The sequence below is a fragment of the Actinomadura sp. NPDC048955 genome (genome assembly GCF_040649435.1).
Classification (GTDB): Bacteria; Actinomycetota; Actinomycetes; order Streptosporangiales; family Streptosporangiaceae; genus Spirillospora; species Spirillospora luteofluorescens.
In genome coordinates this window covers 100,890-127,813 of the sequence record NZ_JBEZJI010000008.1, presented here as the reverse complement: position 1 = coordinate 127,813, position 26,924 = coordinate 100,890, and the positions used below count along the sequence as shown (strand labels likewise).

Here is a 26,924-nt window from a genome sequence, read left to right as displayed (position 1 = left end):
GCGGTGTGGGCGGGGATGCGACACGCTGGCGTGGTGCGGGGGCAAGTGCGAGTAGCCTTGTTGCGTCTCAGAACTTACCTGCGAGCTGCGGAAGAGGGCGATCTCCGCCGTGTCGACAGAGTCGTCGCATACTAGTGCCGACCCGATGCTGACCGATTTCGGCGCCAACGAGTGGCTGGTCGACGAGCTGTACCAGAAGTACCTCGACGACCCCAACTCCGTTGACGAAGCCTGGTGGAACTTCTTCGCGGACTACCAGCCGGGCAGCCGGCCCGTGTCCGCCACCCCCCAGGCCGACGGCGCGGCCCCGAAGGCCGCCAACGGCACGGCGGCCGCTCCGCCGACACCGCAGCCGCCGAAGGCTCCGGCCAGGCCGGCCGCCAAGGCGCCCGCTCCGAAGGCGGAAAGGCCGGCGCCCCCACCGGTGCCGGCGGGGGCCGAGGAGGTCCGGCTGCGCGGCGTCGCCGCCCGGACGGCCACCAACATGGAGGCCAGCCTCGGCGTGCCGACGGCGACGAGCGTGCGCGCCGTCCCGGCCAAGCTGCTGATCGACAACCGCATCGTCATCAACAACCATCTCAAGCGCGGGCGCGGCGGCAAGGTCTCCTTCACGCACCTGATCGGGTACGCGATCGTCAGGGCGCTGACCGCGATGCCCGAGATGAACGCCGCGTTCACCGAGGTGGACGGCAAGCCGGTGCTGATCAGGCCCGAGCACGTCAACTTCGGGCTGGCCATCGACCTGCAGAAGGGCGACGGCTCGCGCCAGCTCGTGGTGCCGAGCATCAAGGCCGCCGAGACGCTGGACTTCCGCCAGTTCTGGGCCGGCTACGAGGAGATCGTCCGCAAGGCCCGCGGCGGCAAGCTCACCCTGGAGGACTTCCAGGGCACCACGATCAGCCTGACCAACCCGGGCACGATCGGCACCGTCCACTCGGTGCCGCGGCTGATGCCCGGCCAGGGCACGATCATCGGCGTCGGCGCGATGGAGTACCCGGCCGAGTTCGCGGGCGCCTCCAGCGACACCCTGTCGCGCATGGGGATCAGCAAGGTGATGACGCTGACCTCCACCTACGACCACCGGATCATCCAGGGCGCGCAGTCCGGCGACTTCCTGCGCCGCATCCACCAGCTGCTGCTCGGCGAGGACGGCTTCTACGACGAGATCTTCGAAGCCCTGCGCATCCCGTACGAGCCGGTGCGCTGGGTCAAGGACATCTCCGCCACCCACGAGGACGACGTCGCCAAGGTCGCCCGCGTCCACGAGCTGATCCACGCCTACCGGGTCCGCGGCCACCTCATGGCCGACACCGACCCGCTGGAGTACAAGCAGCGCCGCCACCCCGACCTCGACATCCTCAAGCACGGCCTCACCCTGTGGGACCTGGAGCGCGAGTTCGCGACCGGCGGGTTCGGCGGCAAGCCGACGATGAAGCTGCGCGACATCCTCGGCGTGCTGCGGATGGCGTACTGCCGGACGGTCGGCATCGAGTACATGCACATCCAGGACCCCGAGGAGCGCGCCTGGATCCAGGAGCGCGTCGAGGTCCCGCACGAAAAGCCCTCCCGCGAGGAGCAGCTGCACGTCCTGCGGCGGCTGAACAGCGCCGAGGCGTTCGAGACGTTCCTGCAGACGAAGTTCGTCGGGCAGAAGCGGTTCTCCCTCGAAGGCGGCGAGTCGGTCATCCCGCTGCTCGACTCGGTGATCTCGGCGGCGGCCAAGGCCAGCCTGGACGAGGTCGTGATCGGCATGGCGCACCGCGGCCGGCTGAACGTCCTCGCCAACATCGTCGGCAAGTCCTACGGGCAGATCTTCGGCGAGTTCGAGGGCAACCTCGACCCGCGCAGCGCGCAGGGCTCGGGCGACGTGAAGTACCACCTCGGGGCGTCCGGCGACTTCGTCGCCGACGACGGTTCCAAGATCCACACCGAGCTGGTCGCGAACCCCTCCCACCTGGAGACGGTCGACCCGGTGCTGGAGGGCGTCGTCCGCGCCAAGCAGGACCTGCTGGACGTCGGCGAGGCCGGCTTCACCGTGCTGCCGATCCTGATCCACGGCGACGCCGCGTTCGCCGGGCAGGGCGTGGTGGCCGAGACGCTGAACCTGTCGCAGCTGCGCGGCTACCGCACCGGCGGCAGCGTGCACGTGATCATCAACAACCAGGTGGGCTTCACCACGGCGCCGGAGTACTCGCGCTCCAGCGTCTACGCCACCGACGTCGCGCGGATGATCCAGGCGCCGATCTTCCACGTGAACGGCGACGACCCGGAGATGTGCGCGCGGGTGGCGCGGCTGGCGTTCGAGTACCGGCAGACGTTCAAGAAGGACGTCGTCATCGACATGGTCTGCTACCGGCGGCGCGGCCACAACGAGGGCGAGAACCCCTCGTTCACGCAGCCGCTGATGTACGACCTGATCGACGCCAAGCGGTCCGTCCGCAAGCTCTACACCGAGGCGCTGATCGGCCGCGGCGACATCACGGTGGAGGAGGCCGAGCAGGCGCTCCGCGACTACCAGGAGCAGCTGGAGCGGGCCTTCACCGAGACCCGCGAGGCCGTGAAGAAGCCCCTCGAACCGGGCTCGGTCGTGAAGCCCGACGTCGAGGAGCGCATCCCGATCGACCACGGCAGCGCCGGTTCGGCGATCCCGCTGGAGACCGTGAAGCGGATCATCGACACCCAGGTCAGCCTGCCGGAGGGCTTCACGCCGCACCCGCGGCTCCAGCCGATCCTGCAGCGCCGCGCCCAGATGATCGAGGACGACGCGATCGACTGGGCGACCGGCGAGCTGCTGGCGATGGGCTCGCTGCTGATCGACGGCCACCCGGTGCGGCTCGTCGGGCAGGACACCCGGCGCGGCACGTTCGGCCAGCGGCACGCGGTGCTCGTCGACCGCAAGACGGGTGAGGAGTACACGCCGCTCAAGCAGTTCGGGCAGGGCGTGTCGAAGTTCTACGCGCACGACTCGCTGCTCAGCGAGTACGCCGCGATGGGCTTCGAGTACGGCTACTCGATGACCCGCCCCGACGCGCTCGTGTGCTGGGAGGCCCAGTTCGGCGACTTCGCCAACGGCGCCCAGTCGATCGTGGACGAGTACATCTCCTCCGGCGAGCAGAAGTGGGGCCAGCACTCGGGCGTCGTGCTGCTGCTGCCGCACGGCTACGAGGGCCAGGGGCCCGACCACTCGTCCGCGCGGATCGAGCGGTACCTGCAGCTGTGCGCGCAGGACAACATGACCGTCGCCTACCCGACCACTTCGGCGAACTACTTCCACCTGCTGCGCTGGCAGGTGCTGTCGAACCGGCACAAGCCGCTGGTCGTGTTCACGCCGAAGGTGCTGCTGCGGCTGAAGGCGGCCGCCTCCCCGGTCGAGGAGATCACCGGTGGCGTGTTCCAGCCGGTGATCCCGGAGAGCGACCCGGCGATCGACCCGGCGGGCGTGCGGCGGGTGCTGCTCACCACCGGCAAGATCTACTACGAGGTCGTGAAGGCCCGGCAGGCGACCGGTGCGAACGACACCGCGGTCGTGCGGGTCGAGCGGCTCTACCCGCCGCCGGTCGACGAGATCAAGGCGGAGCTGGCCAAGTACCCGGATGACGTCGAGGTCGTCTGGGTGCAGGACGAGCCCGCCAACATGGGCGCCTGGCCGTTCATGGCTCTGAAGCTGCCGCGCCACATCGACGGGCTGAAGATGTCGCGGGTGTCGCGCCCGGCGTCCTCGTCCCCCGCGGTGGGGTCGAACAAGCTCCACCAGGCGGAGCAGGAGGCGCTGCTCGCGCGCCTGTTCGGCGAGCAGGAGTAGAGCGGTACCGATCGATCCGAGGGCTCCGGTGCACCGCGCCGGGGCCCTCGGCGTCCATGGGGAGGGACGCGATGTACTTCACCGACCGCGGCATCGAGGAGCTGGCGGACCGGCGCGGCGCGGAGGAGGTCAGCCTGGAGTGGCTGGCGGGCCGGCTGCGCGAGTTCGTCGACCTGAACCCGGAGTTCGAGACCCCCGTCGAGCGCCTCGCCACCTGGCTCGCGCGCCTCGACGAGGAGGACGAGGAGTAAGACGCGATATGTCTTGACTTCGAGGGGACGCGACATATCGTGTTAACTGACGGCAGGCCTCTCGGACGAAGGGCACATCGTGATGTCGCGCTGGACGATCGACGAACCGACCACTCTCGACTTCGACGGCGTGGTCGCGCTGCGGGTCACGCTGATCGCGGGCAGCGTGTCGGTGCTGGCCTCCGACGAGCGCCCCTCCGTCATGGTCGGCGGCGTCGAGGGGCCGCCGCTGGTGGTCACGCACGAGGCGGGGATGCTGACCGTCACCCACGAGAAGCTCTGGGAGGGCGTGCTCGGCTGGCTGCGCAACCAGAAGGTCCGCGCGGCCATCACGGTGACCGTCCCGCGCGACTGCCCGGTCAGCCTCAACCTGGTGTCGGCGGACGCGGTGGTCACCGGCACGACGGCCCGCACGTCGATCAAGAGCGCCTCGGGCGAGGTGACGCTCGACGGGGTGGCGGGCGCGATCGACGCCAACACGGTCTCCGGCGCGATCGAGGCGCAGGGCCTGGACGGGACGGTGTCGTTCACCTCCGTGTCCGGGGACCTGACGCTGGCCGGCGCGACCGTCGAGCGGCTGGCGGCCCGGACGGTCAGCGGCCGCATCGCCGCCGATGTCGACCTGTCCGGGAGCGGCGGCGTCGAGGTGAACACGGTCTCGGGCGAGGTGGCGCTGCGTGTCCCGGCGTCCACCGGCGCGCAGGTGACGTTGAACTCGGCGGCCGGGCGGATCGAGACGTCCTTCCCGTTCGACCGCCAGGAACGCGCCGTCTCGCGCTCGGTCAGCGGGAAAATGGGGGACGGCTCGGGGCGGGTCGCGGTCAACACGGTGTCCGGCACGATCGCCCTCCTCGGCCGCGACGACGACGCCCCCGAGATCACCACACCCCGAATGGAGAAGTGACGACGTGAGCCCCGTCTTCGGCCACGGTCGCCTGCGGCTGTACCTGCTCAAGCTGCTGGAGGAGAGCCCGCGGCACGGCTACGAGGTGATCCGGCTCCTGCAGGACCGGTTCCTCGGGGTGTACTCGCCCTCCCCCGGCACGATCTATCCGCGGCTGGCCCGGCTGGAGGCCGAGGGCCTGGTCACCCACGAGGTGGTCAAGGGCAAGAAGGTCTACTCGCTGACCGACAAGGGGCGCGAGGAGCTGGAGCGCCGGATGGACGAGCTGGCCGAGCTGGAGGAGGAGATCTCCGCCTCGGCGCAGGAGTTCGCGCGCGGCGTGCAGGAAGACGTCCGCCAGACCGTCCGGACGCTGCGCGAGGAGCTGACGCAGGCCGCCCGGACGATGCGCGACCAGGGCAAGGCCACGTCCAAGGACGCGTGGAAGGAGACCACCGAGCGCCAGAAGGACGAGTGGCGCCGGCAGAAGGAGCACTGGCGGGAGCAGAAGCAGGCGTGGAAGGAGGAGTGGCGGCAGAACTGGGACGACGCCTGGAAGACGGCGACCGGGACCCGCGACGACGTCGCCCGCCTCAAGCTGGAGCGCCTGCTGCGCCGGTTCGTCGAGGACGTCCGCGAGTCCGCGAAGGAGGCCCGGCTGGACGACGACGGTCTCGCCGCCGCGCAGGCCCTCCTCGACGAGGCCCGCGAGCGGCTGCGCGACGAGGTCTTCCGCCGGGAGCCGTGACCGGGCGCCCCGGTCACGGTCTCCCGCACGGCGTCACGGGGTGAAGACGATCTTGCCGAAGAGGTCGCCCTCCGCCATGGCGGCGAAGCCCTCCTCCGCCCGGCTCAGCGGCAGGATCCGGTCGATCTGCGGCCGCACGCCGGTCTTGACCAGGAAGCGCGCGAGCCGCTCCAGCTGGTCGCGGGTCCCCATGGTGGAGCCGACGATCTGGAGCTGGAGGAAGAACACGCGGTTCAGCTCGGCGGGCGGCACCTGGCCGCTGGTCGCGCCCGACACCACGACGCGCCCGCCGGGGCGCAGCGACTTCAGCGAGTGCGACCAGGTCGCCTGGCCGACGGTCTCGATCACGGCGTCGACCCGCTCGGGCAGCCGCGCGCCCGTCTCGAAGGCGGCGTCGGCCCCGATCTCCTCGGCCCGCTTGCGCTTGGCCTCGCTGCGGCTGGTCGCGTAGACGCGGTGGCCGGCGGCGGCCGCCAGCGCGATCGCCGCGGTCGCGACGCCGCCGCCCGCGCCCTGCACCAGCACGGACCCGCCGGGCTGGAGCCCGGCCTTGCCGAACAGCATCCGGTAGGCGGTGAGCCACGCGGTCGGCAGGCAGGCCGCCTCCTCGAACGACAGCCCGGCGGGCTTGGGGACGAGGTTGCGGCGCGGCACCGCGACCTTCTCCGCGAGCGTCCCGGGGTGGACCTCCGACAGCAGCGACCGCTTCGGGTCGAGGGTCTCGTCGCCGCCGCCCCGGTCCGGGTCGCCGATCACCGAGTGGACGATGACCTCGTTGCCGTCCTCGTCGACCCCGGCCGCGTCGCCGCCGAGGATCATGGGGAGACGTTCGGCGGGCAGGCCGACGCCCTTCAGCGACCACAGGTCGTGGTGGTTGAGCGCGGCGGCCTTCACCGTGACGGTCGTCCAGCCGTCCGGTACCTCGGGTTCGGGCCGCTCCCCCAGCGTGAGCCCGTTCAGCGGATGGTCTGCGTCGATCTGTGTGGCCGTGACAGCGAACATGAACGCACACTAACCGCCGGCCGGCGAGCGAAACGGCCCGCCCCCGGCGTGTCGGGGACGGGCCGCGCGCCCGGGCGTCACAGCACCTTGGACAGGAAGTCCTGGGTGCGGGGGTGCTTCGGGTTGGCGAGGACCTCCCGGGGGGTGCCCTCCTCGACCACGACGCCGCCGTCCATGAAGACGAGCGAGTCGCCGACCTCGCGGGCGAAGCCCATCTCGTGGGTGACCACGACCATGGTCATGCCGTCGAGGGCGAGCTGCTTCATGACCTCCAGGACCTCGCCGACGAGCTCGGGGTCCAGCGCGGAGGTCGGCTCGTCGAACAGCATCAGCGCGGGCTCCATGGCGAGGGCCCGCGCGATCGCGACCCGCTGCTGCTGCCCGCCGGACAGCTGCGCCGGGTAGCTCTTCACCTTCTCGCCTAGCCCGACCCGGGTGAGCAGCGCCACGGCCCGCTCCCTGGCCTGCGCCTTCGGCTGCCTCTTCACCCGGCAGGGCGCCTCCATGACGTTCTCCAGCGCCGTCATGTGCGGGAAGAGGTTGAACCGCTGGAACACCATGCCGATCTCGCGGCGCTGGGCGGCGACCTCCCGGTCGCGCAGCTCGTAGAGCTTTCCGCCCTTCTCCCGGTAGCCGACGAGGTGGCCGTTCACCCACAGCCGTCCCGCGTTGATCTTCTCCAGGTGGTTGATGCAGCGCAGGAACGTCGACTTGCCCGAGCCGGACGGGCCGACGACGCACATCACCTCGCCGGACTTGACCTCCAGGTCGATGCCCTTCAGCACCTCGAGGCGCCCGAAGGACTTGTGCACGGCCTCGGCCTTGACCATCAGCCCGCCGCTCGCGGCCGCGGGCTCCGGGATGCCGGGGACGCCGCCCGCGATGTCCTCGCCTGCGCTCACTGGCCGCCTCCTCCGCCGCGGAGGCGGAGCCGCTGCCTGGGCTCCACCCCCCTGCTGGTGCCTCTGCTGTAGTACCGCTCCAGGTAGTGCTGCCCGATCATCATGAGCGAGGAGAGGAGCAGGTACCACAGGCAGGCCATCACCAGCATCGGGATGATCTTGTAGGTGCTGGCGTAGATGGTCTGCGCGGTGAAGGTCAGCTCCGAGTACGGGACGGCCACGACGAGCGAGGTGTTCTTCAGCATCGAGATCGCCTCGTTGCCCGTCGGCGGGACGATGACGCGCATCGACTGCGGCAGCACGATCCGCCGCATCGTCTGCATCCGGGACATGCCGAGCGCGCTCGCGGCCTCCTGCTGCCCCTCGTCCACCGACAGGATGCCGGCCCGGACGATCTCGGCCATGTAGGCGGCCTCGTTGAGGATCAGCCCCAGCGACGCGGCGAGCGCGGCGTTGACCAGTTCCTGCGTGTGCCACGTCTGGAACTCGGGTCCGAACGGGACGCCGATCCCGACCGTGGGGAACAGCGAGCCGATCGCGCCCCAGATGAGCAGCTGCGTGTAGAGCGGCGTCCCGCGGAAGAACCACAGGTACACCCAGGCCGCGCCGCTCAGCAGGGGGTTGGCCGACAGCCGCATCAGGGCGAGCCCGATGCCGAGCACGACGGCGCCGACCATGGCGGCGAGGGTGAGCCAGATGGTGTTCCGGACGCCCTTGAGCACCGGGTCCGAGAACAGGTACTTCCACTGCTCGGTCCAGTCGAGCGCCTTGCTGGTCAGCAGGAAGTTGATGAACATGGCGACCAGCACGAGGACGACCGCCGCCCCGAGCCAGCGCCCCGGATGCCGGACGGGGACGGCCTTGATCGCCTCAGGCCGCCCCTTGCCGGCGTCGTTGTCGACCGTCATGCGATCAGCTCTGCGCCCCGTTGATCTTCGGTTCGGTGATCGCACCGGTCTCCACGCCGGCGTCGGTGAGGATCTTCTTGTAGGTGCCGTCGGCGATCAGGGCCTTCAGCGCGCCCTGGATGGCCTCCTTGAGCTGGCCGGAGTTCTTGCCGACCGCGTAGCCGTAGGGGGCGGTGTCGTAGGTCTGGCCGATGATCTCCAGCTTGCCGCCGGTCTTCTTCACCGCGTCGCCGACGATGGGCGAGTCGGCGGCCATGCCGTCGACCTTGCCCGCGACGAGGTCGTTGTTGACCTCGGTCTGCTGCTTGCGGACGACGCTCTTGATGGCCGGCTTGCCCGCGTCGGTGCACTTCTTGCTGCGCGCGGTGAGGTCGTCGACCTGGACGGTGCCCTGCTGGACGCCGATGGACTTGCCGCAGGCGTCGTCGGGGTTGACGCCCTTCGGGTTGCCCTTGAGCACGGCCCAGGACGTCCCGGCGGAGTAGTAGGTGATGAAGTCGACGGCCTGCTCCCGCTCCTTGGTGTCGGTGAAGGAGGAGACGCCGGCCTCGTACTTGCCGGACTGGACGCCGGGGATGATCGTGTCGAAGCCGGCGTTGCTGTACTGGGTCTTCAGGCCGAGCTTGGCCGCGACGGCGTTGAACAGGTCGACGTCCCAGCCGACGATCTTCTGCGAGGCGGGATCGACGGACTCGTTGGGCGGGTACGAGGCGTCCGTGCCGATCGAGATCTTCCCGTCGCTCTTGATCGCGGCCGGGACCATCGCCGCGAGCTTGCTGTCGACGCTCGTGTTCGAGGCCGCGGAGCCCGAGTCGCCAGAGTCGTTGCTGTCGCCGCATGCGGACAGCGCGAGCGCGCCCGTCAGTACGAGCGCGCTCGCCGCGACGGCGCGGCGGCGCAGAGAACCGGTGATCACTGGTCCCCCTCCTGGTGGTTTCGTCGGATCCGCGTAGATCCGATGGTCAGGTGCATAGTTTGGCGTACAACGTCCCTGATCTGGATAAAGGGTGCGAAACAATCACGCAACGAGGCGAACCCGGATCGGCCATCATCCACCGGGTATGCCCTACGCAACGCGACCGACCCGCCACCGTGTGGGCACGGTCACGTGACGGTCACCACCCACCCCGGCCTCCGGGCGGCCCCACCCCCCTGTGGCACAATCAGACAACGGGTGACCCCCGTGCGTCGCGAGATCCACCGGGTGACCGGCCACACCAGACCACCACCGCGGCGGCATCTCAGAAAGCCAACTTTCACAGACAGGGGTCGCTGTGGCTGCTGAGCCCATTCCCACCGAACCACCCTCACTGGACGACGATCCGGCCTTTCCGCTGCACCGCGGCGGCAAGCTGGAGATGCGCTCGACCATCCCCGTCCGCAACAAGGACGATCTCTCACTGGCCTACACGCCGGGCGTCGCGCGGGTGTGCACCGCGATCGCCGACAACCCCGAGCTGGCCTACGAGTACACCTGGACCTCCAAGGTCGTCGCCGTCGTGACCGACGGCACCGCCGTGCTCGGGCTCGGCGACATCGGCCCGGCGGCCTCCATGCCGGTCATGGAGGGCAAGTCGCTGCTGTTCAAGGAGTTCGCGGACGTCGACTCCGTGCCGATCGCGCTGAACTGCACGGGCGTCGACGAGATCGTCGACACCGTGATCCGGATGGCGCCGAGCTTCGGCGGCATCAACCTGGAGGACATCAGCGCCCCCCGCTGCTTCGAGATCGAGGACCGGCTGCGCGCCGCCCTCGACATCCCCGTCTTCCACGACGACCAGCACGGCACCGCGATCGTGGCGCTCGCCGCCCTCACCAACGCGGCGCGCTTCGTCGGCAAGCCGCTGTCGGAGCTGCGCGCGGTCGTGGCGGGCGCGGGCGCGTCCGGCATCGCGGTCTCGCAGATCCTGATCGAGGCGGGCATCGGCGACATCGCCCTGTCCGACAGCAAGGGGATCATCCACGAGGGACGCGACGGCCTGAACCCCGTCAAGGAGCGCATCGCCGCGATCACGAACCGCTCGCACCTGAAGGGCTCCACGGAGGAGGCCCTCCGCGGCGCCGACGTGTTCATCGGCCTGTCCGGCAGCACCGTCCACGAGTCGTGCGTCGCCACGATGTCGGACAGCGCGATCGTCTTCGCCCTCTCCAACCCGACCCCCGAGGTCCACCCGGAGGTCGCGCGCCGGCACGCCAAGGTGGTCGCGACCGGGCGCAGCGACTTCCCGAACCAGATCAACAACGTGCTGGCGTTCCCCGGCATCTTCCGCGGCGCGCTGGACGTCCGGGCCCACACGATCACCGAGGGGATGAAGCTGGCGGCGGCGAACGCCCTCGCCGGCATCGTCGGCGACGACCTGACCGCCGACTACGTCATCCCCGGGCCGTTCGACGACCGCGTCGCCCCGGCCGTCACGGCCGCGGTCGCCGCCAAGGCCCGCGAAGAGGGCGTCGCCCGCGTCTGACCCGCCGCCGGCCCGTGTTCCGTTCCCGGAGCACGGGCCGCGCGCCGGGCGGTGCCGTGCGGCGTCAGGCCGTGTCGACGAGGTGGTTCTCCCACGCCCAGGTGACGATCCCGACGCGGTTGCGGACCCCCAGCTTGGTCTGGATGCCCGCCAGGTGGCTCTTGACCGTGCTCAACGAGATGAACAGCTCCGCGGCGATCTCCTGGTTGGTGCGGCCGCGTGCCAGGGCCCGGACGACCTCGACCTCGCGGTCCGACAGAGGCGCGGGCCGCGCGGCGCGCGGCGGCGCCGAGGCGGCCGTCAGGTGCCGCAGGAGCCTGACGGTGACGGACGGCGAGACCAGGGCCTCGCCGTTGTGGGCGGCGCGGACCGCCTCGACGAGCAGGGCGGGCCCGGCGTCCTTGAGGACGAAGCCGACCGCGCCGCCGCGCAGCGCGCCGTAGACGTACTCGTCCAGGTCGAAGGTCGTGACGACGACGACCCGCAGCGGGTCGGGCACCTGCGGGCCGGCCAGCGCGCGGGTGACCGCGATGCCGTCGAGCCGGGGCATCCTGATGTCCACCAGGCACACGTCCGGGCGCAGCCGCCGGGCGAGGGCGACCGCCTCGGCCCCGTCGGGCGCCTCCCCGACGACGCTGATGTCGGGCTGGTCCTCCAGGATCAGCCGCAGCCCGCGGCGGACCATCGCCTGGTCGTCGGCGAGCAGGACCGAGATGGTCATCAGGGCTCCCTGGTGGGGACGGGCAGGGTCGCCGACACCGACCAGCCGCCGCCGGGCCGCGGCCCGGCGCTCAGCGAGCCGCCCAGCGATTCGACGCGTTCGCGCATGCCGATCAGTCCGTAGCCGCCGCGATGGGGGTGCCGGGCCGGGGCCGCCGGGGCGTCGTCGGCGACCTCGACGGTGACGCACCCCGCGCCCTGCTCGACGGCGACCGTCACGGACCGGGCCCCGGGCGCGTGCCGCAGCACGTTCGTCAGCGCCTCCCGGGCGACGCGGTACACGGTGGTGGTCACCTCCGGCGGCCACCCGGCGTCCGCGCCCCCGTCCGGCGGGCTCAGCCGCACCTCCGGGCCCTGCCGGCGGAAGCGCTCCACCAGCGCGCCGAGACCCTCCGGCCCGGGGGACGCCGGTGCCGCGTCGTCGGCGTCGCGCAGCAGCCCGACGACGCGGCGCATCGCGGCCAGCGCCTCGGTGCCCGCGGCCTCCATCTCGCCGAGGTACTCGCCCACCTGCTCCGGGTTCCGCCGCGCGACCACCTGGGCGCCCTGCGCCTGGACCACCATGCCGGTGATGTGGTGGGCGACGACGTCGTGCAGCTCCCGGGCCAGCTCCAGCCTCTCGTCCCGGCGGACCTGCTCGGCGACCCCGCGCGCCCGCGCGTCCAGGAGCCGCAGCGACAGCCCGGCGCCGACCGCGGCCGTCCAGACCAGGCCGTCCAGCGCCGTCACCGCCGCGAGGCCCGCGGACGGCGGGCCGGCGGCGAGCTGACCGGCGACGATCACCACCGGTCCGGCGGCCGCGACGGCGGCGGCGGGCACCGGCGCGAGGATCCGGAGCGCGGAGCAGGTCAGCACCGCCAGCCCCAGCGTCATCGCCGGGCTGGGTTCGGCGGGAAGGTCGGTGCCGGCGACGCGGACGCCGACGATGGCCGCCGCCGCGAGGCCGAACCCCGCGACGGTCGGCCAGCGGGGCCGGCGCAGCCCCAGCAGCGCCGGAACGCACACCGCCGCCGCGGCGGCGCTGCCCGGCGCCCAGTACCAGGAGCCCCAGCTCTGCGCGATGGCGGCGGCCTGCACGAAGATCGCCGCGAGGAAGACGGCGCCCAGCCCGGCCACGGAGACGCGGCGTCCCCACGCACCCGGATCGGTCACGCCGGCCAGGCTAGCGGTGCTCCGTCCGGTGCCGCGCGCGGACGGAGCACCGCCGGGCAGGTCCCGGGCAGGCCCCGGCCTCACCACGGTGGCGGGCCGGCCGGCGGCGGCCCGGCGCCCTCGGCACCGTTCCGCCGGACGAGGTCGACCGCGCGGAGCAGCGCCCCCACCACGAACCCGCCCGCCACCAGCAGCGTGGCCAGGGCCATCAGGGCGCTGGGCTTGGCATACCAGCCGAACGCGATCACCGCGGCGCCGCCCGCGGCGACGGCGGCCGCCGACGGCACCGGCAGCGACCGGAGCGCCGAGCCGACGAGCACGGCGAGGGCCAGGGCCGTCATGGGCGACGGCTCCTGCGGCAGGTCGGCCGCCATGGACGCCGCCACCGCGCCGGCCGCCACGACCAGCCCGGCGGCCGCGGGCCGCACCCTTCGCCGCCCGCGCAGCAGCGCCAGCCCGCACGTCACCACCGAAAAGGCGGTGGTGCAGAGCCAGGAAGTGCCGCCCCAGCTGGTGATGAGCATGAACGCCGTGAAGGCGGTGCCCGAGGCGAACACCACGCCCAACCCCGCGTTGACCAGCATGCCCGGTGTCACTGGAGACCCGCCGGCACCATTCTGATGACTGTTCGCATGCGACATGAGAGACCTGGTTTCGCTGTCGGGGATCGGTCGCTTCACGCACGCCGGACGCGGCGCAGGGAAATGGCGGTGAGGAGCGCGCAGGCCAGCAGGTACAGCCCGGTTTCGGCCAATTGGAAGTTCCAGTAACGGCCACTGGGCTGGTATTCGACGTCGACGTGCAGGTCGAGCGCGCCCAGGCACACCGCGGCGTCGCCGAACGTGCCGCCGGCGCCGGTCTTCGGCGGGGTGTCGAGGCACGCGTTGAACGTGCTCCCGCTGAGCGTCCGCCCGTCGCGGGTTCGCAGCGGGCTGGTCTCGCTGATCCACGCGTCCGGGGCCCCGGGCACCTGCAGGCCTCCGATGACGGGGGCGCCGGTGATGCTGCCCAGGCTCCTGGCCTGGTTGACGGTCTGCGCGGTCATCGGCAGGCTCGTCCTCTCGGACGGCATGAGGTGCGGGCGCACCAGGTTCGGCACCGCGAACTGGACGACGATGAAGACGACGCCCGTGATGGCCATGGCCGGAAGCGTCCGCCGGACGAACAGGCCGACGGTGGTGCCGAGCGCGAAGGCGAGGAGGGCATAGCCGATCGGGGCGATGTTGCGGGCGCCGAACTCGATCGTCCCGAACCGGTCGGCGGCGACCTCGTCGTACGGTGAGGCGGCCCAGGTGAGCAGCAGGGCGGCCAGGCCCGTCAGGATCACCGCGGCCAGGCCGACGAACGCCATCCTGCCGATCAGCCAGCGGCGCCGCGTCACGCTCTGGCTCCACACCAGCCGGTGGGTGCCGAGTTCCAGTTCCCGGGCGATCAGCGGTGCGCCCCAGAACGCGCCGATGACGACGGCGATCAGCTGGAGTCCGGCGGCCAGGAACAGCAGCGGGTTCCGGTAGGCGCCCTGGAACTGGGCGACGGCCTGGGCGCAGGCGGCGGTGTCGGTGCACCGCGCCCGGTAGGCGTCGTGCGCCTCCCGGATGTCCAGGCCCAGGTACAGCAGGTAGGCGGCGATCAGGACGAGCCCGGCCGCACCGGCGATCGCCTGGAGGCGGAACTGCCGCCAGTTCAACCAGATCATCGTGCTCCCTCCCGTGCCTGGGCGGCGGGCGCGTTCGCCCGCGACATGTACGCGAGCACCAGTTCTTCGAGCCTGACGGGCTCGGCCCGGTGCGGAAGCTCCGAGGGCGGGAGGCCGGTGCGCACCAGCGCGCCGCCGTGCTCCCTTTGAATGACCTCGACGCCCGCGGGCAGCGGGCCGAGGCCGCCGCCGGGCGCGACCAGCCGGTGGTGGCCGGCCAGCAGGTCCCGGACGTCGCCGGCCACCTGGACCCGCGAGTCGCACAGCACGATGAGGTGGTCGCAGACCTGCTCGATGTCGCCGAGCAGGTGCGACGACAGCACGGCGCTGGCGCCGAGCTCCGCGACGAACTCCATCAGGTTCGCCAGGAACCCCTGGCGCGCCAGCGGGTCCAGCGCGGCGGCCGGCTCGTCGAAGACCAGCAGTTCGGGCCGCTTGGCGGCGGCGACGGTCAGCGCCAGCTGCGCGCGCTGGCCGCCCGACAGGCGTCCCGCCTTCTGCTTCGGGTTCAGCCCGACCTGCTCGATGCGCCGTTCGGCCAGCCTCCGGTCCCAGGACGGGTTCAGGCGCGCCCCCATGCGCAGGTGGTCCTCCACGCTGAACGACGGGTACACCGGAGTGTTCTGCGCCACGAACCCGACTCTGGCCAGGTGCGCGGCGCTCGCCGCCGGCTTGGAGCCCAGCACGCGCAGCGAGCCCGACGTCGGCTCCAGCAACCCGCAGGCGAGGTTCAGCAGCGTGGACTTGCCGGCCCCGTTCGGACCCACCAGCCCCACGACGCGTCCGGCCGGAACGCGCAGATCGACGCTGCTCAGCGCCTCCCTGCGTCCGTATCTCTTCGTCAGTCCGTCTGCGTGCAGCATCGGGATCGGCTCTTCAAGTGGCATACCGGAATCGTCGGCGACGGCACCCGCTCGGATCACCGGCCCAAAGCACGGTTCCCGTGGACGGCGGTCGTACTTTCGGCCGGTTCGACGCCGGCGCTCAGCCGAACGAGGCTCCGGTCAGCGCTCCCGCCGCCGGGTCAGAAGCACGCGGGGGCGAGGCCAGTAACGTCCCACGACCCGCCCCACGACCAGGTCGTCGGCGACGGGACCGAAATCCCAGCTGTCCTTGGCGCCGAGGGCGCGCTGGTTGTCGCTCTCCAGCCACCACCCGTCCGCCGACCGGTGCGAGACGCGCTTCACGATGAGCAGTCCCCGGCGCTCCGGGTGCTCGGCGACGACCACGGCACCGGGCGCGGGCCGGGCGCCATCGCGGACGATGAGCCAGTCCCCGGGCCGCAGCCCCGGAAGCATCGACTCCCCGGTGACCTCGACCGTCCGCAGCCTCCGCGCGGCGAGCGCGACCAGCGCCGCCGCCGCCGGGACGCACAGCGCCGGGGTCCGGATCCGCATGGTCCTCCTCGTCGGCCCGCATACTTCGGCGGGCGGCGGTCATGAACACTGCTGGAGAGGTTCCGGGCCGGACGGCCCGGGTCTTAGGCCGAATTACCGAGTGCCCTGCCCGGACGGGCCCCGGTGCACAAGGGTAATGTCGGTGACCTGAGCATGATCCGCAACGAGGGAAGGGACTAGCAGGTGTTGCTCAAGCTTCTGCGCCCGAAGACCACGGTGTCTGCGCACTGCGACCTGCCGTGCGGCGTCTACGACCCGGCGCAGGCCCGGATCGAGGCCGAGTCCGTGAAGGCGATCATTGAGAAGTACGCCGCCAACGAGGACCCGGAGTTCCGCGCCCGGGCGATCCTGATCAAGGAGCAGCGCTCGCAGCTGGTCAAGGAGCACCTGTGGGTGCTCTGGACCGACTACTTCAAGCCGCCGCACTTCGAGAAGTACCCGCAGCTGCACCAGCTGTTCAACGAGGCCACCAAGCTCGCGGGCGCCTCCGGCACCAAGGGCGGCATGGACTCCAAGGCCGCGGAGGACCTGCTGGCGAAGATCGCCGAGATCGACAAGATCTTCTGGGAGACCAAGCAGGGCTGAGCGCGTCCAGCTCACCACCGCGAGGGCCGTCCGTTCCCGGACGGCCCTCGCGGCGTGTCAGGGGGCGGCCGTCCTGGCGGCGCGGGCCGTCAGCGCGTCCAGGACCCCGGTGTGGCGGTCGCCGGTACTGATCTCCATGGCCAGCGCGCCGCCGGTGGCGGTGAGGGTGAAGGTGAAGAACGAGCAGCAGCCCGTCTCCCGGGCGGCGAGCTCGGCGGCCCGCCCGGCCGCCCGCGGGTCAGGGCGCAGCTCCATCCGCACCCGGCCCGCCCCGGCGGGCCGCACGGACGTCACATCCTCGGCGAAGAGCGCGTCGAACTCGGCCACCCGCAACGGCCGCTCGGCCGTCGGCAGCGTGCACGCCGGCGGCACCCATCCCTCGTCGTCCGGCCGGGCCGGTACCTGCTGAAGTTCCATGGCCCGACGGTAGGTCCGTACCCCGGTCCCGGATGCAAGTCAGCCGTCGGACGGGCGGGCGGCCCGGGTGAGGGCGTCGCCGGTGAGGCGGTAGACCGTCCACCCGTCCTTCGGGCCGGCGCCGAGGGCCCTGTAGAACCCGATCGCGGGCTCGTTCCAGTCCAGGACGGACCATTCGACGCGCCCGTACCCGCGGTCGTCGGCGACGCGGGCCAGCTCGGTGAGCAGCGCCCTGCCGTAGCCGTGGCCGCGGTACTCCGGCTCGACGAACAGGTCTTCCAGGTAGATGCCGTGCGTGCCGTTCCACGTGGAGAACGTGAGGAACCACACGGCGAACCCGACGACCCGGCCGTCGTGCTCGGCGACGTGGGCGAAGACCTGGGGGTCGTCGCCGAACAGCCGGTCCCGGAGCTGGTCCTCGGTCGCCTTCACCTCGTGGAGGGCGCGCTCGTACTCCGCCAGCTCGCGGATCAGCCGCAGGATCTCCGGGACGTCGCCGGCCGTCGCGTAACGAATCACACCCGGCAGGTTATGCGAGCGGCGGAAGTGCGGCGTCGGGATCGGCCCACCGGTCGTTGGGGACGAGCGGGTACCAGCCCGGGCGGCCGGGGTCGCGGTCGTAGGGGTAGCCGCCGAGCTCCCGGTACAGCTCCGCGTACTCGGCCACCTTGTCACGGTCCAGGCGGACGCCGAGGCCGGGGCCGGACGGCACCGGGATCCTGCCGCCGGAGTACCGCATCGGCCCGCCCTCGATGACGTCGTCGGCGAGGTGGTGGTAGTGCGCGTCGGCGGCGTAGGTGAGGTTGGGCAGGACGGCGCCGAGGTGCAGCATGGTGGCGAGCTGGATGCCGAGCTCGCCGGAGGAGTGGACGGCGACGCCGATCTGGAACGTCTCGCACACGCCGGCGGCCTTCACGCACGGCCGGATGCCGCCCCAGAACGTGGTGTCGAGCAGGACGACGTCCGCGCTGCGGCGCAGCACGTTCGCGGCGAGCTGCTCGAAGTTCACGACGACGGTGTTGGTGGCGAGCGGGACGTTGACGCGCTCGCGGACGAGCCGCAGCCCCTCCAGCCCGAGGACGGGGTCCTCCAGATAGTCGTTGGGCAGGTCCTCGATGGCCTTCCCGAACCGCAGGCCCTCCTCCAGGCTCAGCACGGAGTTCGGGTCGTAGCGGAAGCGGTCGCCGGGGAACGCCTCGGCGAGCGCCTTGTAGCACTCCAGCTCGTGGCCCGGCGGGAACACCCCGCCCTTCAGCTTGTGGACGGTGAACCCGTGCGCGTCCTTGAGCGCGCGGGCGTGCTCGACGAGCTGCTCGGGGGTGCGGACCTCCGCCGATCCCCCGGCGCCCGGGTAGCGGTAGAACAGGTAGGACGCGAACGGGACGGACTCGCGGATGCGGCCGCCGAGCAGGTCGTGCACCGGGACGCCGAGATGCTGGCCGACGAGGTCGAGGCAGGCGAACTCGATGGCGGCGAGCATCTGCGTGCGGTTGTTGTACAGGCTCGCCGTCGGGTTGGCGATCTTGAAGCGGAGCGCCTCCAGCTCGAACGGGTCGTGGCCCTCCAGGTGCGGGGCGAGGGCCTGGAAGGCGGCCTCGGCGCTCTGCCCGCCGCCGCCCATCTCGCCCAGCCCGACCAGGCCGTTGTCGGCCTCGACCTCGACGATCGTCCGGACGAAGCGGCCCCAGTGCGCGCCGTTGCTGTGCAGGAGGGGCGCCTCCAGCGGCACGGTGACCGTGGTGGCGCGGATGCCTGTGATCTTCATGTGTCCCCGATCCGTACTCAACGCCGAACCGTGACGGTGGCGACGCCGCAGGCGGGCAGCCGCACCGTCATGGTGCCGTCCCGGACGGGCAGCTCCGCCGGGTCACGCTCCAGACCACCGCTCAGCGAGGCGCGGGTGGCGCCCGGCACGTGCAGGCCCGTCTCCACCGGTCCGGCGGCGAGCGACTGGAGCCGGACGGCCAGCCCCTCGCCGTCCCGGGCGCGGCCCACGGAGGTGACGAGCACGTCCGGGTCGTCCACGCGCAGGAAGGTCCCCGATTCCGCGGCGGGCATGTCGCCGGTGGCGAGGGTGGCGACGAACGGGTCGGTGATCCCGGCGGCCGTGCGGGCGCCGAGCCGGCGGCCCGAGCCCGCCGCGCCGGACGCGAACGCGTACCGGAACGTGGTCTCGCCCTGCTGCTGGGACGGGAAGTTGGTGTCCCAGATGTTGTTCAGCGCCCACGAGTAGACGGTGCCGTCCTCCTCGTCCAGCGTGGGCGGGAACGGCGCGTAGGGCATGTGGATGGAGCCGAACTGGACGAGCGGCGCCTCCAGCGTCGCCCACGCGACGGTGAGTTCGGGGTCCTCGAAGGCGACCCAGTGGCGGATCGGGCGCATGTGCTCCGCCGACCCCGGGACGCTCGGGACGCCGGTACCGCCGACGCCGCCGGTCAGCTCCCAGGCGGCGGGCGGGCCGTCCACGGCGAACGGGAACGCGAAGAAGACCGCCTCCTTGGCCGCGGTGGGCTGCTTGCCGAGCTGGTAGCGGACGTCCACGCGCGGCACGCCCGCGTACAGGTCGATGGTCGTGCGCAGCCAGTCGACGCCCTTGCCGTGCAGCTCGACGACGAGCCGCTCCCCGGCGGGGGTGCGGCTGCACTCGGTGACGGTGGCGTGGGTGGCGACGGCCCGGTCGCCGAGCATCGTCTTGTCGTGCACGAGCATGTGCCCGGACATGTGGTTGAAGTGCGGCGCGGTCGCGTACCGGTCGTAGACGTACTGCCCGAACCCGGCGACGGCGTCGGCGTTCACGAGCTCGCGGCCGGCAATCTTGTCGAAGACCGAGGCGATGTGCCCTTCCCTGAGGTCGTAGACGACCCGGTAGAACTCGTTCTCGATCGTGCCGCCGGAACCGAGGTCGACCGGCTCCGGCGCGCCCGTCTCGGCCCGGACGACGTCGACGCGGACGTGCCCGTGGCCGGGGACGTCCGGGACGACGGCCTCCAGGTGGCGGCCGATGGGACGGGTCGGCCACTCGTCCGGGTCGACCTCCTCCTCGCGGTGCGGGACGGGTTCGCCGGTGCGGGCGTCCACGAGCGCGATGGGCACGTCGACGGCGACGACGTCGCGGGGCAGGAACGCGCGGGCCGCGTCGGTGCGTGCGGCCGTGCCGGGGTTGACGACGAGGAACGAGGCGAGCGCGTCCGGCGCGGCCCCGAACGTCGCGCCGATCCGCCGCGCGCCCGCCTGGAGCAGGTCGAGGGCGTCGTCGTGGGCCTGGTAGCCGACCTGGGACTTGCGGGTCCACTGCAGGCCGCCGGAGTCGCCGCCCTCCTCGGCGTCCTCCCACGGGTTGGCGGCGCCCCAGGTGTGCTCGTCGAACAGCGCGGCCCGGTCGTAGGCCTCGTCGATCGCCCTGCTGGCCGAGAGGGAGGCGCCGGTGCGATCCCCGCTGCGCTCGTCGGCGAGGGCGTGCAGCGTCTCGGCGGCGCGCAGGACGTTCTGCGCCCGCCGGACGTAGCCGAGCGGCCGGGCGCCGGAGCCGAGGCCGTCGGCCCACCAGTCCGTCCAGTCGCCCTCGTGGGTCTGGAGCCGGTCGCCGTGGTGCTCCTCGACGTACTCGAAGAAGTCGGCGTTGGTCGCCATCCGCAGCCGCGGGTAGGCCCAGGTCTCGTTCCAGCGGTGCGCGATGTCGGCGGGGACGATCGACGGCCCGGCGTTGTCGGCGTGCGCGCCCTGGACGCGCAGGTGGACGGCGTCCAGGAAGTCGGGGTCCTTGGCGGCGCCGACCTGGCCGGGCGCGGCGTACCAGCCGAACGTCCCGGGCCCGTAGGGGTAGGGCCGGTCGGCGAGGGACCCGAGGTAGCGGGGCAGCAGGTCCTCGGCGAGGTCGTAGCCGTCGACGAGCCCGACGGTGTTGCCCTCCATGTAGGCCATGCCGTGCGGGGTGTCGGTGAACCAGACGATCAGCTCGCCGCCGCCCGGGGACCGCCACCGGAACGGGCGGGCGAGCCGGTCGCCGCCCGTGATGTAGGGGACGGAGCGCCCGGCCCAGTTGTGCGCGGCGGCCAGGTACCGGACGCCGGCCGCGTTGAGGGCGTCCACCGTCCCGACGACGGCGCCCGGGATGTCGGTGTGCATCGCCGACCGGACCTCGATGCCGTGCTCGCGGCTTAGCTGCTCGACGAAGCGGAGCTGCCGGTACAGCTCCTCGGTCGAGCACGCCTCCGTGTGCAGCTGCATCGGGAACGCGGTGACCTCGATGTCGCCCGCGCGGGCCCGCTCGGCGAACTCGGCGACCTGGTCGTCGGGTCGGGTGGCGAGCCACCGCAGCGCGGGCATGGACGACTCGACCGACCAGCGGAACCGCGCGTCGTCCGGCCGCCCGTCGGTCTCCCGCGCCAGCCGCAGCGCCGCGTCGAGGTAGTCGAGGTGGTGCCGCAGGACGGTGCCCTGCGTGTCGGTGTAGCCGATGTCGAGGTGCGAGTGGTGGACGACGAAGACGTTCCACTTGCGCTGCGGGGCGACGTCGAGCGGCGCGGCCCCGACGAGCCCGCCGGAGTCGCGCACCTCCAGGGTGAGGCGGCGGGGCGCGTCCACCTCGGGGACGAGCAGCGTGACGGTCCCGCCCTCCGCCGCCGCGGCGGCGATCTCGGCGTCGCCGTCCTTGAGGGCCACCTCCACCGGCCCCCCGCCGGACAGCGTCAACCGGACGGCCTGGAGGAGCGCGCCGCCCTCGTCCCGCTTGAACAGCGGCAGCACGGCGGCGCGCACCGACAGCCCGCGCACGGCGAGCACCTCGGTCGAGGTGTCCTGGCGCAGCGCGTCGCGGATCCCGTCATAGTCGGGCGAGCCGAGGCTCGCCTGCAGCAGGCGACTCGTCATCGTTGTGCGTCACATTCCTCTCTGGGAGTCCGAGGTCACGGGCCGGGCGCCCGGAGGCCGCCCGGTCCGCCGCCCCGTGACGGGGGTTCCAGGGGGTCGCCCCCTGGGCTGAGGGGTCACGGGCCGGGCGGCCGGAGGGCGTTCTACGCCCGGAGGCCACCCGGCCCGCCGGGCCGGCGGGCCGTTTCGCGAGACGCGAAGCGGATCGCGAAACGGTTCGCCGGCCCGTGACGGGGTTCCAGGGGTCGCCCCCTGGGCGGATACTGCTAGAACTGGGCGAGGGTGAGGCCGCGGGTGAACAGGCGCTGGGTGGCGAGGAAGATCGCGACGGTCGGCAGGGAGACCACCAGGCCGGCGGCCAGCGCGATCGGGACCGGCGTCCCGGCGTAGACGTCGGTGGTCAGCGCGGACAGCTCGGCCCACACGGGCCGGACGGTCGGCGACTGCGAGAGCGTCAGGCCGAACAGCAGGTCGTTCCAGACGAACGTGAACTCCAGGATGAACACGGCGGCCAGGGCCGCCGCCGACAGCGGCAGGTAGATCCGCCAGAAGATCCGGAAGGTGGACGCGCCGTCCAGCCGGGCCGCCTCGAAGATCGACACGGCGACGTTGCCGAAGAAGTTGCGCATCACCAGCGCGGCCAGCGGCACGTTGATCGCCGAGTAGATGATGATCAGCCCGAGGCGGTCGTCGTACAGCGTGACCTTGCTGTAGCCGACGAACAGCGGCACCAGCAGCATCTGGAACGGCACGACGGTCCCGGCGAAGATGACCACGAACCACGCGAAGCCGTGCCGCAGGCGCAGCACCACGATCGCGTACCCGGCGAGCGCGCCCATCAGGACGGCCAGCGCGGGCGAGACGACGCTGTACAGCAGGGTGCTGAGCAGGGTGTCGCCGACGGCGGTCCGGTCCCAGGCCTGCGCGATGTTGTCGAACAGGCCGATCGATGACGGCGGCTTCACCGCGTCCGAGGGGTCGTAGTCGCCGGCGGGCCGCACCGCGTTCGCGACGATCAGGTAGGTGGGGAAGAGCCACACCAGGCCCAGCGCCGCCAGCACGGCGCGGCGCACGTGGATCAGTCTCGCTCCGCTCATCGCGGCAGCTCCTCCCTGCTCACCTGGCGGCGCAGGTAGACGTACGAGGCCAGGCCCGTGATGGTGGTGAGCAGCACCGCGACCGCCGACCCGTAGCCGTACTCGTTGGCGACGAACACGTCCCGGTACATGGTCACGGCGAGGGTCTCGGACGAGCGCCCGGGACCGCCCTGCGTCATCACCCACACGATGTCGAAGTTCTTCAGGCCGGCGACGAGCGCGAGGCCGAACACCACGGTGGTGATCGGGCGCATCAGCGGCCAGATGACGTGCCGGAACATGGCCCATCCGGACGCGCCGTCGATGCGGGCGGCCTCGATCGGCGCCTTCGGGATCGACTGGAGGCCGACGACGAACAGCAGCATGTTGACGCCGAGCTGCTGCCACGTCCACACCACGATCATGGCGACGGTGTTGCGGGGGCCGTCCTGGAGGAACGCGGTGTCGCCGCCCGGCATCCCGAACAGGGTCAGGATCTGGTTCGCCATCCCGTCCGGCTGGAGGATGAAGCCCCAGATCACGCCGAGGCCGGCGCCCGACATCGCGTACGGGAGCAGGAACGGCAGCCGGAACCACGCGCCCCGCCTGAGGTCGTAGGACAGGACGGCGACGAGCAGGCCGAGCCCCACCGGCAGGACGACGGTGCCGACGACCCACAGCAGCGTGTTGCGGATCGAGGTGACGAGCGCGTCGTCCTCAAGGAGCCGCCGGTAGTTGTCCAGGCCGGTGAACTCGGGCGAGGCGAGCCCGTCGTAGCTGGTCAGGCTCAGGTACGCCGTCCACAGGAACGGCAGGTAGAGCAGGACGGCGACGAACAGCACGGCCGGTGAGATGTAGGCGTGCCGGAACCGGCCGTGCAGCGCGAACCCCCGGCCGGGGCGGGCGCCGGACGCCTTGCAGCGCCCGCCGCCCGCGGGGGGCACCACCGTCAGCTTGGGACGGTCGGCGGTGGCCTTGTGCGTGCTCATGGATCAGTGCGACTTCCAGTAGTCCTCGTTGACCTTCTGGATGCCCTTGAGCACGTCCATGTAGGTCTCCGGCTTGTTGAGGAACTTGTCGAAGCCGCTGAGCGCCTCGGTGAGCACGGGCGCGGGGGCCGCCTCGAAGTAGCGCAGGACGAGGCGGTTGCCGCCCGACGCGGCCTCCTTGGTGACCTTGTCCAGTTCGGGGTCGGCGACCTTGACCTTCGGGTTGCCGGACACGTCGCCGCGCGCGTTCGCCCACTTCTCCTGCGCGGCGGGCGTGATCCACCACTTGAGGTACTTGGTGCTGGCGGCCGCGTCGGGGGCCTTGCGCAGCGAGCACAGCGGGCCGCTCTCGAACACCAGCGACCGCTTCGGCAGTGCCGGGTCGACGTTCGGGATGAAGAAGAACCCGTAGTCCTCGCCCTGCTTGAGGCCGCGCTGGGTCATGCTCGTGTTGAACCAGGTGCCGTTGATGACCATGGCCGCGTCGCCGGACTTGAAGTGGTCGGCGGGGTCGGCCTTGTCGCCCGGCTTGCTGAACCAGCCGGCGTCGATCATCGTCTTCCAGCGCTCCATCGCCTTCACGACGCCGGGGTCGGTGTAGGACGCCTGGCCCTTCGACAGCCGCTCGTACAGGTCGGGGTCGGTGCCGGCGAGGATCTGCTCGAACCAGGCGAAGGAGAACAGCGACGTCGGGGTGGTCTGGTTGAAGGGCACCTGCCCCTTCGACTTCAGCGTCTGCGCCGTCTTCTCCAGTTCCGCCCACGTCGTGGGCGGCTTCAGGTCGTACCTGTCGAAGATCTTCTTGTTGTAGAACATCCCCCAGTAGGCGGTGTTCAGCGGGACGCAGTACTGCTTGCCGTCGACGGTGTAGTACTTCTTCAGGTCCTCGGTGAGGTCGCCGCCGGCGATGCCGTCCTGCCAGATCTTCGTGGTCTCGGCGACCTGGTTCTGCTTGACGATCTCTTCCAGGCGCCCGCCGGTCGTCCAGGTGAACAGGTCGGGCTTGACGTTCGTGCGGAACGAGGTCTTGATGAACGCCGTGTAGGTCGGTTCGTCGGTGTAGCCGACCGGCGTCATGTCCAGGCCGGTCTGCTGCTTGCCGAGGGCGCCCATCTGCTCGAAGAAGGGCTTCCACGCGCCCTTGTCGTTGTAGAGCTTGAGCTCGGACCTGCTCCCGCCCGAGTCGCCGGACCCGCAGCCGGCGGCGAGCAGCAGCGCGCCCACGGTGAGCGCGGTCACCTGGAGTCGCTTGGACGGCACCATGGTGAGCCTCCTTCATCGGGCGGCGATGCCCGATCGGGGTGGTCGAAGGATGGAATCGGTGAAGGGTGAACCGGCCGCGCGGCGCTTCGCACCGGCGGCGGGGGACGGCCCGCTCAGGCGAGCCGCTGCTCGATCACGTGCTTGACGTCCGCGAGGTGGGCCCGCATGAGGGACTCGGCGTCCCGCTCCGCGCCCGCCTCGATGGCGGCGAGGATCGCGGTGTGCTCGTCGAAGTCGCGGACGCGGTCGTCGAAGATCCGCTGTATCGCGCGCTGCTCGATGGCGTGCACCGACAGCAGCGAGTCGATGACCTCGCAGAGCACGGAGTTGCCGGCGACGCCGGCGACCTCCCGGTGGAAGGCCATGTTCGCCTTGTGCAGGCGGGCCTCCGCCTCCGGCGCGTCCGTGCCGAGGTCCGCGCCCGCCTGGTCGAGGAGGGCCCGGAGCAGCTCGATGTCGGCCGGCCGCGACCGGCGGGCCGCCCGTCCGGCCAGCGGCGGCTCGATGAGCAGCCGCGCGTCCAGCAGTTGGAGCAGCCGGTCGGCCTCCAGTTCCCGGACGTTGGGGTTGGGGATGACCACGCGTTCGAGGTCGGCGCCCACGTAGATGCCCGAGCCGTGCCGGAGCTGGATCGCCCCGGTGGCCTCCAGCCGGCGCAGCGCCTCCCGCAGCGTCGGCGTCGTCACCGCGAAGCGCTGGGACAGCTCCCGCGCGGACGGCAGCCGGTCGCCGGCGCGCAGGCCGCCCGCCCTGATCAGCTCCAGCATGCGCTCCGTGAGGGCGTCCGCCAGGCTAGGCCGGGCCACATCCTGTGACATCGCCACCTCGTTCCCAAGAAGTAAAGTCATCTAATCACTTAGCGATTGGCGTGTCCACCCTCCCGGAGAGACATCGCCGCAGGACGGCGCGCTCCTCCTCGAACGCGAGCCGCCCCAGCCGCGCCGACATGATGCCGTCGAAACCGTGGCAGGCGCCCGGCACATGGTGCAGCTCCGTGGGAACCCCGGAGACGATCAGCCGGTGCGCGTAGGCGAGCCCCTCGTCCCGCAGCGGGTCGTGCTCGGGGACGAGGACGTAGGCGCGCGGCAGGCCGCTCAGGTCTCCGGCCCGCGCCGGTGCGGCGTAGGCGGGCACGTCCGTCCGCCCACCGAGGTAGTGGCGCCACATGTGCCGCACGTCGCCGCTGTTGAACAGCGGCGGCTCGGTGAACGTCCGCATCGACGGCGTGGCCATCCGGTCGTCCAGGACGGGGTACAGCAGCATCTGGAACACCAGCGGCGGCCCGCCCTCGTCCCGCGCCCGCAGCGCCACCGCGGCGGCCAGCGCCCCGCCCGCGCTCCCGCCGCCGACCGCGACCCGCTCCGGGTCGCCGCCGAACTCCCCCGCGTGCTCATGGGCCCACACGGTCGCCGCATAGCAGTCCTCGAACCCGGCGGGAAAGGGGTGCTCGGGCGCGAGCCGGTAGTCGACCGAGACGACCGCGATCCCGTCCTCCCCGGCGAACTTCAGGCAGCGCTCGTGCTCGTTGTCCAGCCCGCCGGTAACGAACCCGCCGCCGTGGAAGTACACGAGCACGGGCGCGGGCGTCTCGCGCGGCCGGTAGATCCGCACCGGGACCCCGCCGGAGGCGACCCGGTCCTCGACGACCGCCCGCTCGCCGCCCACCGGCCGGGCGAGGGCGCGGACCAGGTCGCTCATGGCGGCGCGGGCCCGCACGGGGTCCGCGAGCCCGACGTAGGGCATGCCGTCGAGCGCGGCGGCGAGTTCGGCGTCCAGGGGCATGGTCGGCACCTCAGAGG

General features: G+C 71.9%; 25 protein-coding genes. 6 read left to right on the top strand and 19 right to left on the bottom strand.

From position 1 onward, the window contains the following. The first annotated feature begins 109 nt into the window (after positions 1-109). The 4 genes from AB0C84_RS11200 to AB0C84_RS11185 all read left to right on the top strand — a co-directional run bounded on the left by AB0C84_RS11200 (position 110) and on the right by AB0C84_RS11185 (position 5,684). Complete coding sequence (locus tag AB0C84_RS11200) at positions 110-3,802, top strand: multifunctional oxoglutarate decarboxylase/oxoglutarate dehydrogenase thiamine pyrophosphate-binding subunit/dihydrolipoyllysine-residue succinyltransferase subunit (protein ID WP_361064036.1); 3,693 nt, start codon at positions 110-112, stop codon at positions 3,800-3,802. Positions 3,803-3,873: 71 nt separating this feature from the next. Further along, positions 3,874-4,053: a DUF6104 family protein gene (locus AB0C84_RS11195; protein WP_258943376.1), complete on the top strand. Its 180-nt coding sequence runs from the start codon at positions 3,874-3,876 to the stop codon at positions 4,051-4,053. An 82-nt stretch (positions 4,054-4,135) separates the two neighbouring features. Beyond that, positions 4,136-4,957 carry a DUF4097 family beta strand repeat-containing protein gene (locus AB0C84_RS11190; protein WP_179843547.1) on the top strand — a complete coding sequence of 274 codons (822 nt, stop codon included), beginning with the start codon at positions 4,136-4,138 and terminating at the stop codon, positions 4,955-4,957. 4 nt (positions 4,958-4,961) lie between these two features. Continuing rightward, on the top strand, positions 4,962-5,684 hold the full coding sequence (locus AB0C84_RS11185) for a PadR family transcriptional regulator (RefSeq protein ID WP_258943374.1): 723 nt from the start codon (positions 4,962-4,964) through the stop codon (positions 5,682-5,684). A gap of 33 nt (positions 5,685-5,717) precedes the next feature. Here AB0C84_RS11185 and AB0C84_RS11180 read toward each other — a convergent pair whose 3' ends face one another. From AB0C84_RS11180 to AB0C84_RS11165, 4 genes are all read right to left on the bottom strand, one after another. Next, positions 5,718-6,686 carry a zinc-binding dehydrogenase gene (locus AB0C84_RS11180; RefSeq protein WP_258943373.1) on the bottom strand — a complete coding sequence of 323 codons (969 nt, stop codon included), beginning with the start codon at positions 6,684-6,686 and terminating at the stop codon, positions 5,718-5,720. A 77-nt stretch (positions 6,687-6,763) separates the two neighbouring features. Continuing rightward, positions 6,764-7,516, bottom strand: coding sequence for an amino acid ABC transporter ATP-binding protein (locus AB0C84_RS11175; protein WP_258943460.1), 753 nt, complete (start codon positions 7,514-7,516; stop codon positions 6,764-6,766). A gap of 68 nt (positions 7,517-7,584) precedes the next feature. Further along, positions 7,585-8,496, bottom strand: a complete 912-nt coding sequence (locus AB0C84_RS11170; RefSeq protein ID WP_361064030.1) for an amino acid ABC transporter permease — start codon at positions 8,494-8,496, stop codon at positions 7,585-7,587. Between the two features lie 4 nt (positions 8,497-8,500). Continuing rightward, positions 8,501-9,412: an ABC transporter substrate-binding protein gene (locus AB0C84_RS11165; RefSeq protein WP_179843551.1), complete on the bottom strand. Its 912-nt coding sequence runs from the start codon at positions 9,410-9,412 to the stop codon at positions 8,501-8,503. Positions 9,413-9,770: 358 nt separating this feature from the next. Here AB0C84_RS11165 and AB0C84_RS11160 point away from each other — a divergent pair, with 358 nt between their 5' ends. Next, a complete protein-coding gene (locus AB0C84_RS11160) occupies positions 9,771-10,961 on the top strand; it encodes an NADP-dependent malic enzyme (RefSeq protein ID WP_361064027.1) in 1,191 nt (396 codons plus the stop codon). Between the two features lie 64 nt (positions 10,962-11,025). Here the strand turns inward: AB0C84_RS11160 and AB0C84_RS11155 are convergent, their stop codons facing one another. The 6 genes from AB0C84_RS11155 to sodX all read right to left on the bottom strand — a co-directional run bounded on the left by AB0C84_RS11155 (position 11,026) and on the right by sodX (position 15,926). Then, positions 11,026-11,682 (bottom strand): response regulator transcription factor, encoded by a 657-nt coding sequence (locus AB0C84_RS11155; RefSeq protein ID WP_361064024.1) that lies wholly within the window; start codon positions 11,680-11,682, stop codon positions 11,026-11,028. After that, complete coding sequence (locus tag AB0C84_RS11150; protein WP_361064021.1) at positions 11,682-12,833, bottom strand: histidine kinase; 1,152 nt, start codon at positions 12,831-12,833, stop codon at positions 11,682-11,684. The genes AB0C84_RS11155 and AB0C84_RS11150 overlap by 1 nt, the downstream gene beginning before the upstream one ends. An 80-nt stretch (positions 12,834-12,913) precedes the next feature. Then, positions 12,914-13,417, bottom strand: coding sequence for a hypothetical protein (locus AB0C84_RS11145; protein ID WP_361064018.1), 504 nt, complete (start codon positions 13,415-13,417; stop codon positions 12,914-12,916). Positions 13,418-13,509: 92 nt separating this feature from the next. Continuing rightward, on the bottom strand, positions 13,510-14,529 hold the full coding sequence (locus AB0C84_RS11140) for an ABC transporter permease subunit (protein ID WP_361064015.1): 1,020 nt from the start codon (positions 14,527-14,529) through the stop codon (positions 13,510-13,512). Continuing rightward, the gene (locus AB0C84_RS11135) at positions 14,526-15,416 is read right to left on the bottom strand and encodes an ABC transporter ATP-binding protein (protein WP_361064011.1); all 891 of its coding nucleotides are present in this window, start codon (positions 15,414-15,416) and stop codon (positions 14,526-14,528) included. The genes AB0C84_RS11140 and AB0C84_RS11135 overlap by 4 nt, the downstream gene beginning before the upstream one ends. 117 nt (positions 15,417-15,533) lie before the next feature. After that, entirely contained in the window at positions 15,534-15,926 is a 393-nt protein-coding gene (gene sodX, locus AB0C84_RS11130) for a nickel-type superoxide dismutase maturation protease (RefSeq protein ID WP_361064008.1), read from the bottom strand. A 183-nt stretch (positions 15,927-16,109) separates the two neighbouring features. Here sodX and sodN point away from each other — a divergent pair, with 183 nt between their 5' ends. Then, positions 16,110-16,511, top strand: coding sequence for a superoxide dismutase, Ni (gene sodN / locus AB0C84_RS11125; protein WP_179843558.1), 402 nt, complete (start codon positions 16,110-16,112; stop codon positions 16,509-16,511). A gap of 57 nt (positions 16,512-16,568) precedes the next feature. Here the strand turns inward: sodN and AB0C84_RS11120 are convergent, their stop codons facing one another. From AB0C84_RS11120 to AB0C84_RS11080, 9 genes are all read right to left on the bottom strand, one after another. Then, the gene (locus AB0C84_RS11120) at positions 16,569-16,928 is read right to left on the bottom strand and encodes a hypothetical protein (RefSeq protein ID WP_361064004.1); all 360 of its coding nucleotides are present in this window, start codon (positions 16,926-16,928) and stop codon (positions 16,569-16,571) included. Positions 16,929-16,967: 39 nt separating this feature from the next. Further along, complete coding sequence (locus tag AB0C84_RS11115; protein WP_179843560.1) at positions 16,968-17,447, bottom strand: GNAT family N-acetyltransferase; 480 nt, start codon at positions 17,445-17,447, stop codon at positions 16,968-16,970. 10 nt (positions 17,448-17,457) lie between these two features. Beyond that, positions 17,458-18,693 carry an enolase C-terminal domain-like protein gene (locus tag AB0C84_RS11110; protein WP_179843561.1) on the bottom strand — a complete coding sequence of 412 codons (1,236 nt, stop codon included), beginning with the start codon at positions 18,691-18,693 and terminating at the stop codon, positions 17,458-17,460. Between the two features lie 17 nt (positions 18,694-18,710). Then, positions 18,711-21,797: a glycoside hydrolase family 38 C-terminal domain-containing protein gene (locus tag AB0C84_RS11105; protein ID WP_361063999.1), complete on the bottom strand. Its 3,087-nt coding sequence runs from the start codon at positions 21,795-21,797 to the stop codon at positions 18,711-18,713. 266 nt (positions 21,798-22,063) lie between these two features. Then, positions 22,064-22,894: a carbohydrate ABC transporter permease gene (locus AB0C84_RS11100; RefSeq protein WP_179843563.1), complete on the bottom strand. Its 831-nt coding sequence runs from the start codon at positions 22,892-22,894 to the stop codon at positions 22,064-22,066. Further along, on the bottom strand, positions 22,891-23,862 hold the full coding sequence (locus AB0C84_RS11095; protein ID WP_361063996.1) for a sugar ABC transporter permease: 972 nt from the start codon (positions 23,860-23,862) through the stop codon (positions 22,891-22,893). The genes AB0C84_RS11100 and AB0C84_RS11095 overlap by 4 nt, the downstream gene beginning before the upstream one ends. Before the next feature lie 3 nt (positions 23,863-23,865). Then, on the bottom strand, positions 23,866-25,125 hold the full coding sequence (locus AB0C84_RS11090) for an extracellular solute-binding protein (protein ID WP_361063993.1): 1,260 nt from the start codon (positions 25,123-25,125) through the stop codon (positions 23,866-23,868). 113 nt (positions 25,126-25,238) lie between these two features. Next, positions 25,239-25,943: an FCD domain-containing protein gene (locus AB0C84_RS11085; RefSeq protein WP_179843566.1), complete on the bottom strand. Its 705-nt coding sequence runs from the start codon at positions 25,941-25,943 to the stop codon at positions 25,239-25,241. Positions 25,944-25,977: 34 nt separating this feature from the next. Beyond that, positions 25,978-26,907, bottom strand: a complete 930-nt coding sequence (locus AB0C84_RS11080; RefSeq protein ID WP_361063989.1) for an alpha/beta hydrolase — start codon at positions 26,905-26,907, stop codon at positions 25,978-25,980. Positions 26,908-26,924: the final 17 nt, after the last annotated feature.

Coding starts and splice junctions, on each gene's coding strand:
- AB0C84_RS11195 (WP_258943376.1), top strand. CDS start 3,874: ATGTACTTCACCGACCGCGGCATCGAGGAGCTGGCGGACCGGCGCGGC.
- AB0C84_RS11190 (WP_179843547.1), top strand. CDS start 4,136: ATGTCGCGCTGGACGATCGACGAACCGACCACTCTCGACTTCGACGGC.
- AB0C84_RS11180 (WP_258943373.1), bottom strand. CDS start 6,686: ATGTTCGCTGTCACGGCCACACAGATCGACGCAGACCATCCGCTGAAC.
- AB0C84_RS11175 (WP_258943460.1), bottom strand. CDS start 7,516: ATGGTCAAGGCCGAGGCCGTGCACAAGTCCTTCGGGCGCCTCGAGGTG.
- AB0C84_RS11170 (WP_361064030.1), bottom strand. CDS start 8,496: ATGACGGTCGACAACGACGCCGGCAAGGGGCGGCCTGAGGCGATCAAG.
- AB0C84_RS11155 (WP_361064024.1), bottom strand. CDS start 11,682: ATGACCATCTCGGTCCTGCTCGCCGACGACCAGGCGATGGTCCGCCGC.
- AB0C84_RS11145 (WP_361064018.1), bottom strand. CDS start 13,417: ATGCTGGTCAACGCGGGGTTGGGCGTGGTGTTCGCCTCGGGCACCGCC.
- AB0C84_RS11140 (WP_361064015.1), bottom strand. CDS start 14,529: ATGATCTGGTTGAACTGGCGGCAGTTCCGCCTCCAGGCGATCGCCGGT.
- AB0C84_RS11135 (WP_361064011.1), bottom strand. CDS start 15,416: ATGCCACTTGAAGAGCCGATCCCGATGCTGCACGCAGACGGACTGACG.
- sodX (WP_361064008.1), bottom strand. CDS start 15,926: ATGCGGATCCGGACCCCGGCGCTGTGCGTCCCGGCGGCGGCGGCGCTG.
- AB0C84_RS11120 (WP_361064004.1), bottom strand. CDS start 16,928: ATGGAACTTCAGCAGGTACCGGCCCGGCCGGACGACGAGGGATGGGTG.
- AB0C84_RS11110 (WP_179843561.1), bottom strand. CDS start 18,693: ATGAAGATCACAGGCATCCGCGCCACCACGGTCACCGTGCCGCTGGAG.
- AB0C84_RS11105 (WP_361063999.1), bottom strand. CDS start 21,797: ATGACGAGTCGCCTGCTGCAGGCGAGCCTCGGCTCGCCCGACTATGAC.
- AB0C84_RS11100 (WP_179843563.1), bottom strand. CDS start 22,894: ATGAGCGGAGCGAGACTGATCCACGTGCGCCGCGCCGTGCTGGCGGCG.
- AB0C84_RS11095 (WP_361063996.1), bottom strand. CDS start 23,862: ATGAGCACGCACAAGGCCACCGCCGACCGTCCCAAGCTGACGGTGGTG.
- AB0C84_RS11090 (WP_361063993.1), bottom strand. CDS start 25,125: ATGGTGCCGTCCAAGCGACTCCAGGTGACCGCGCTCACCGTGGGCGCG.
- AB0C84_RS11085 (WP_179843566.1), bottom strand. CDS start 25,943: ATGTCACAGGATGTGGCCCGGCCTAGCCTGGCGGACGCCCTCACGGAG.
- AB0C84_RS11080 (WP_361063989.1), bottom strand. CDS start 26,907: ATGCCCCTGGACGCCGAACTCGCCGCCGCGCTCGACGGCATGCCCTAC.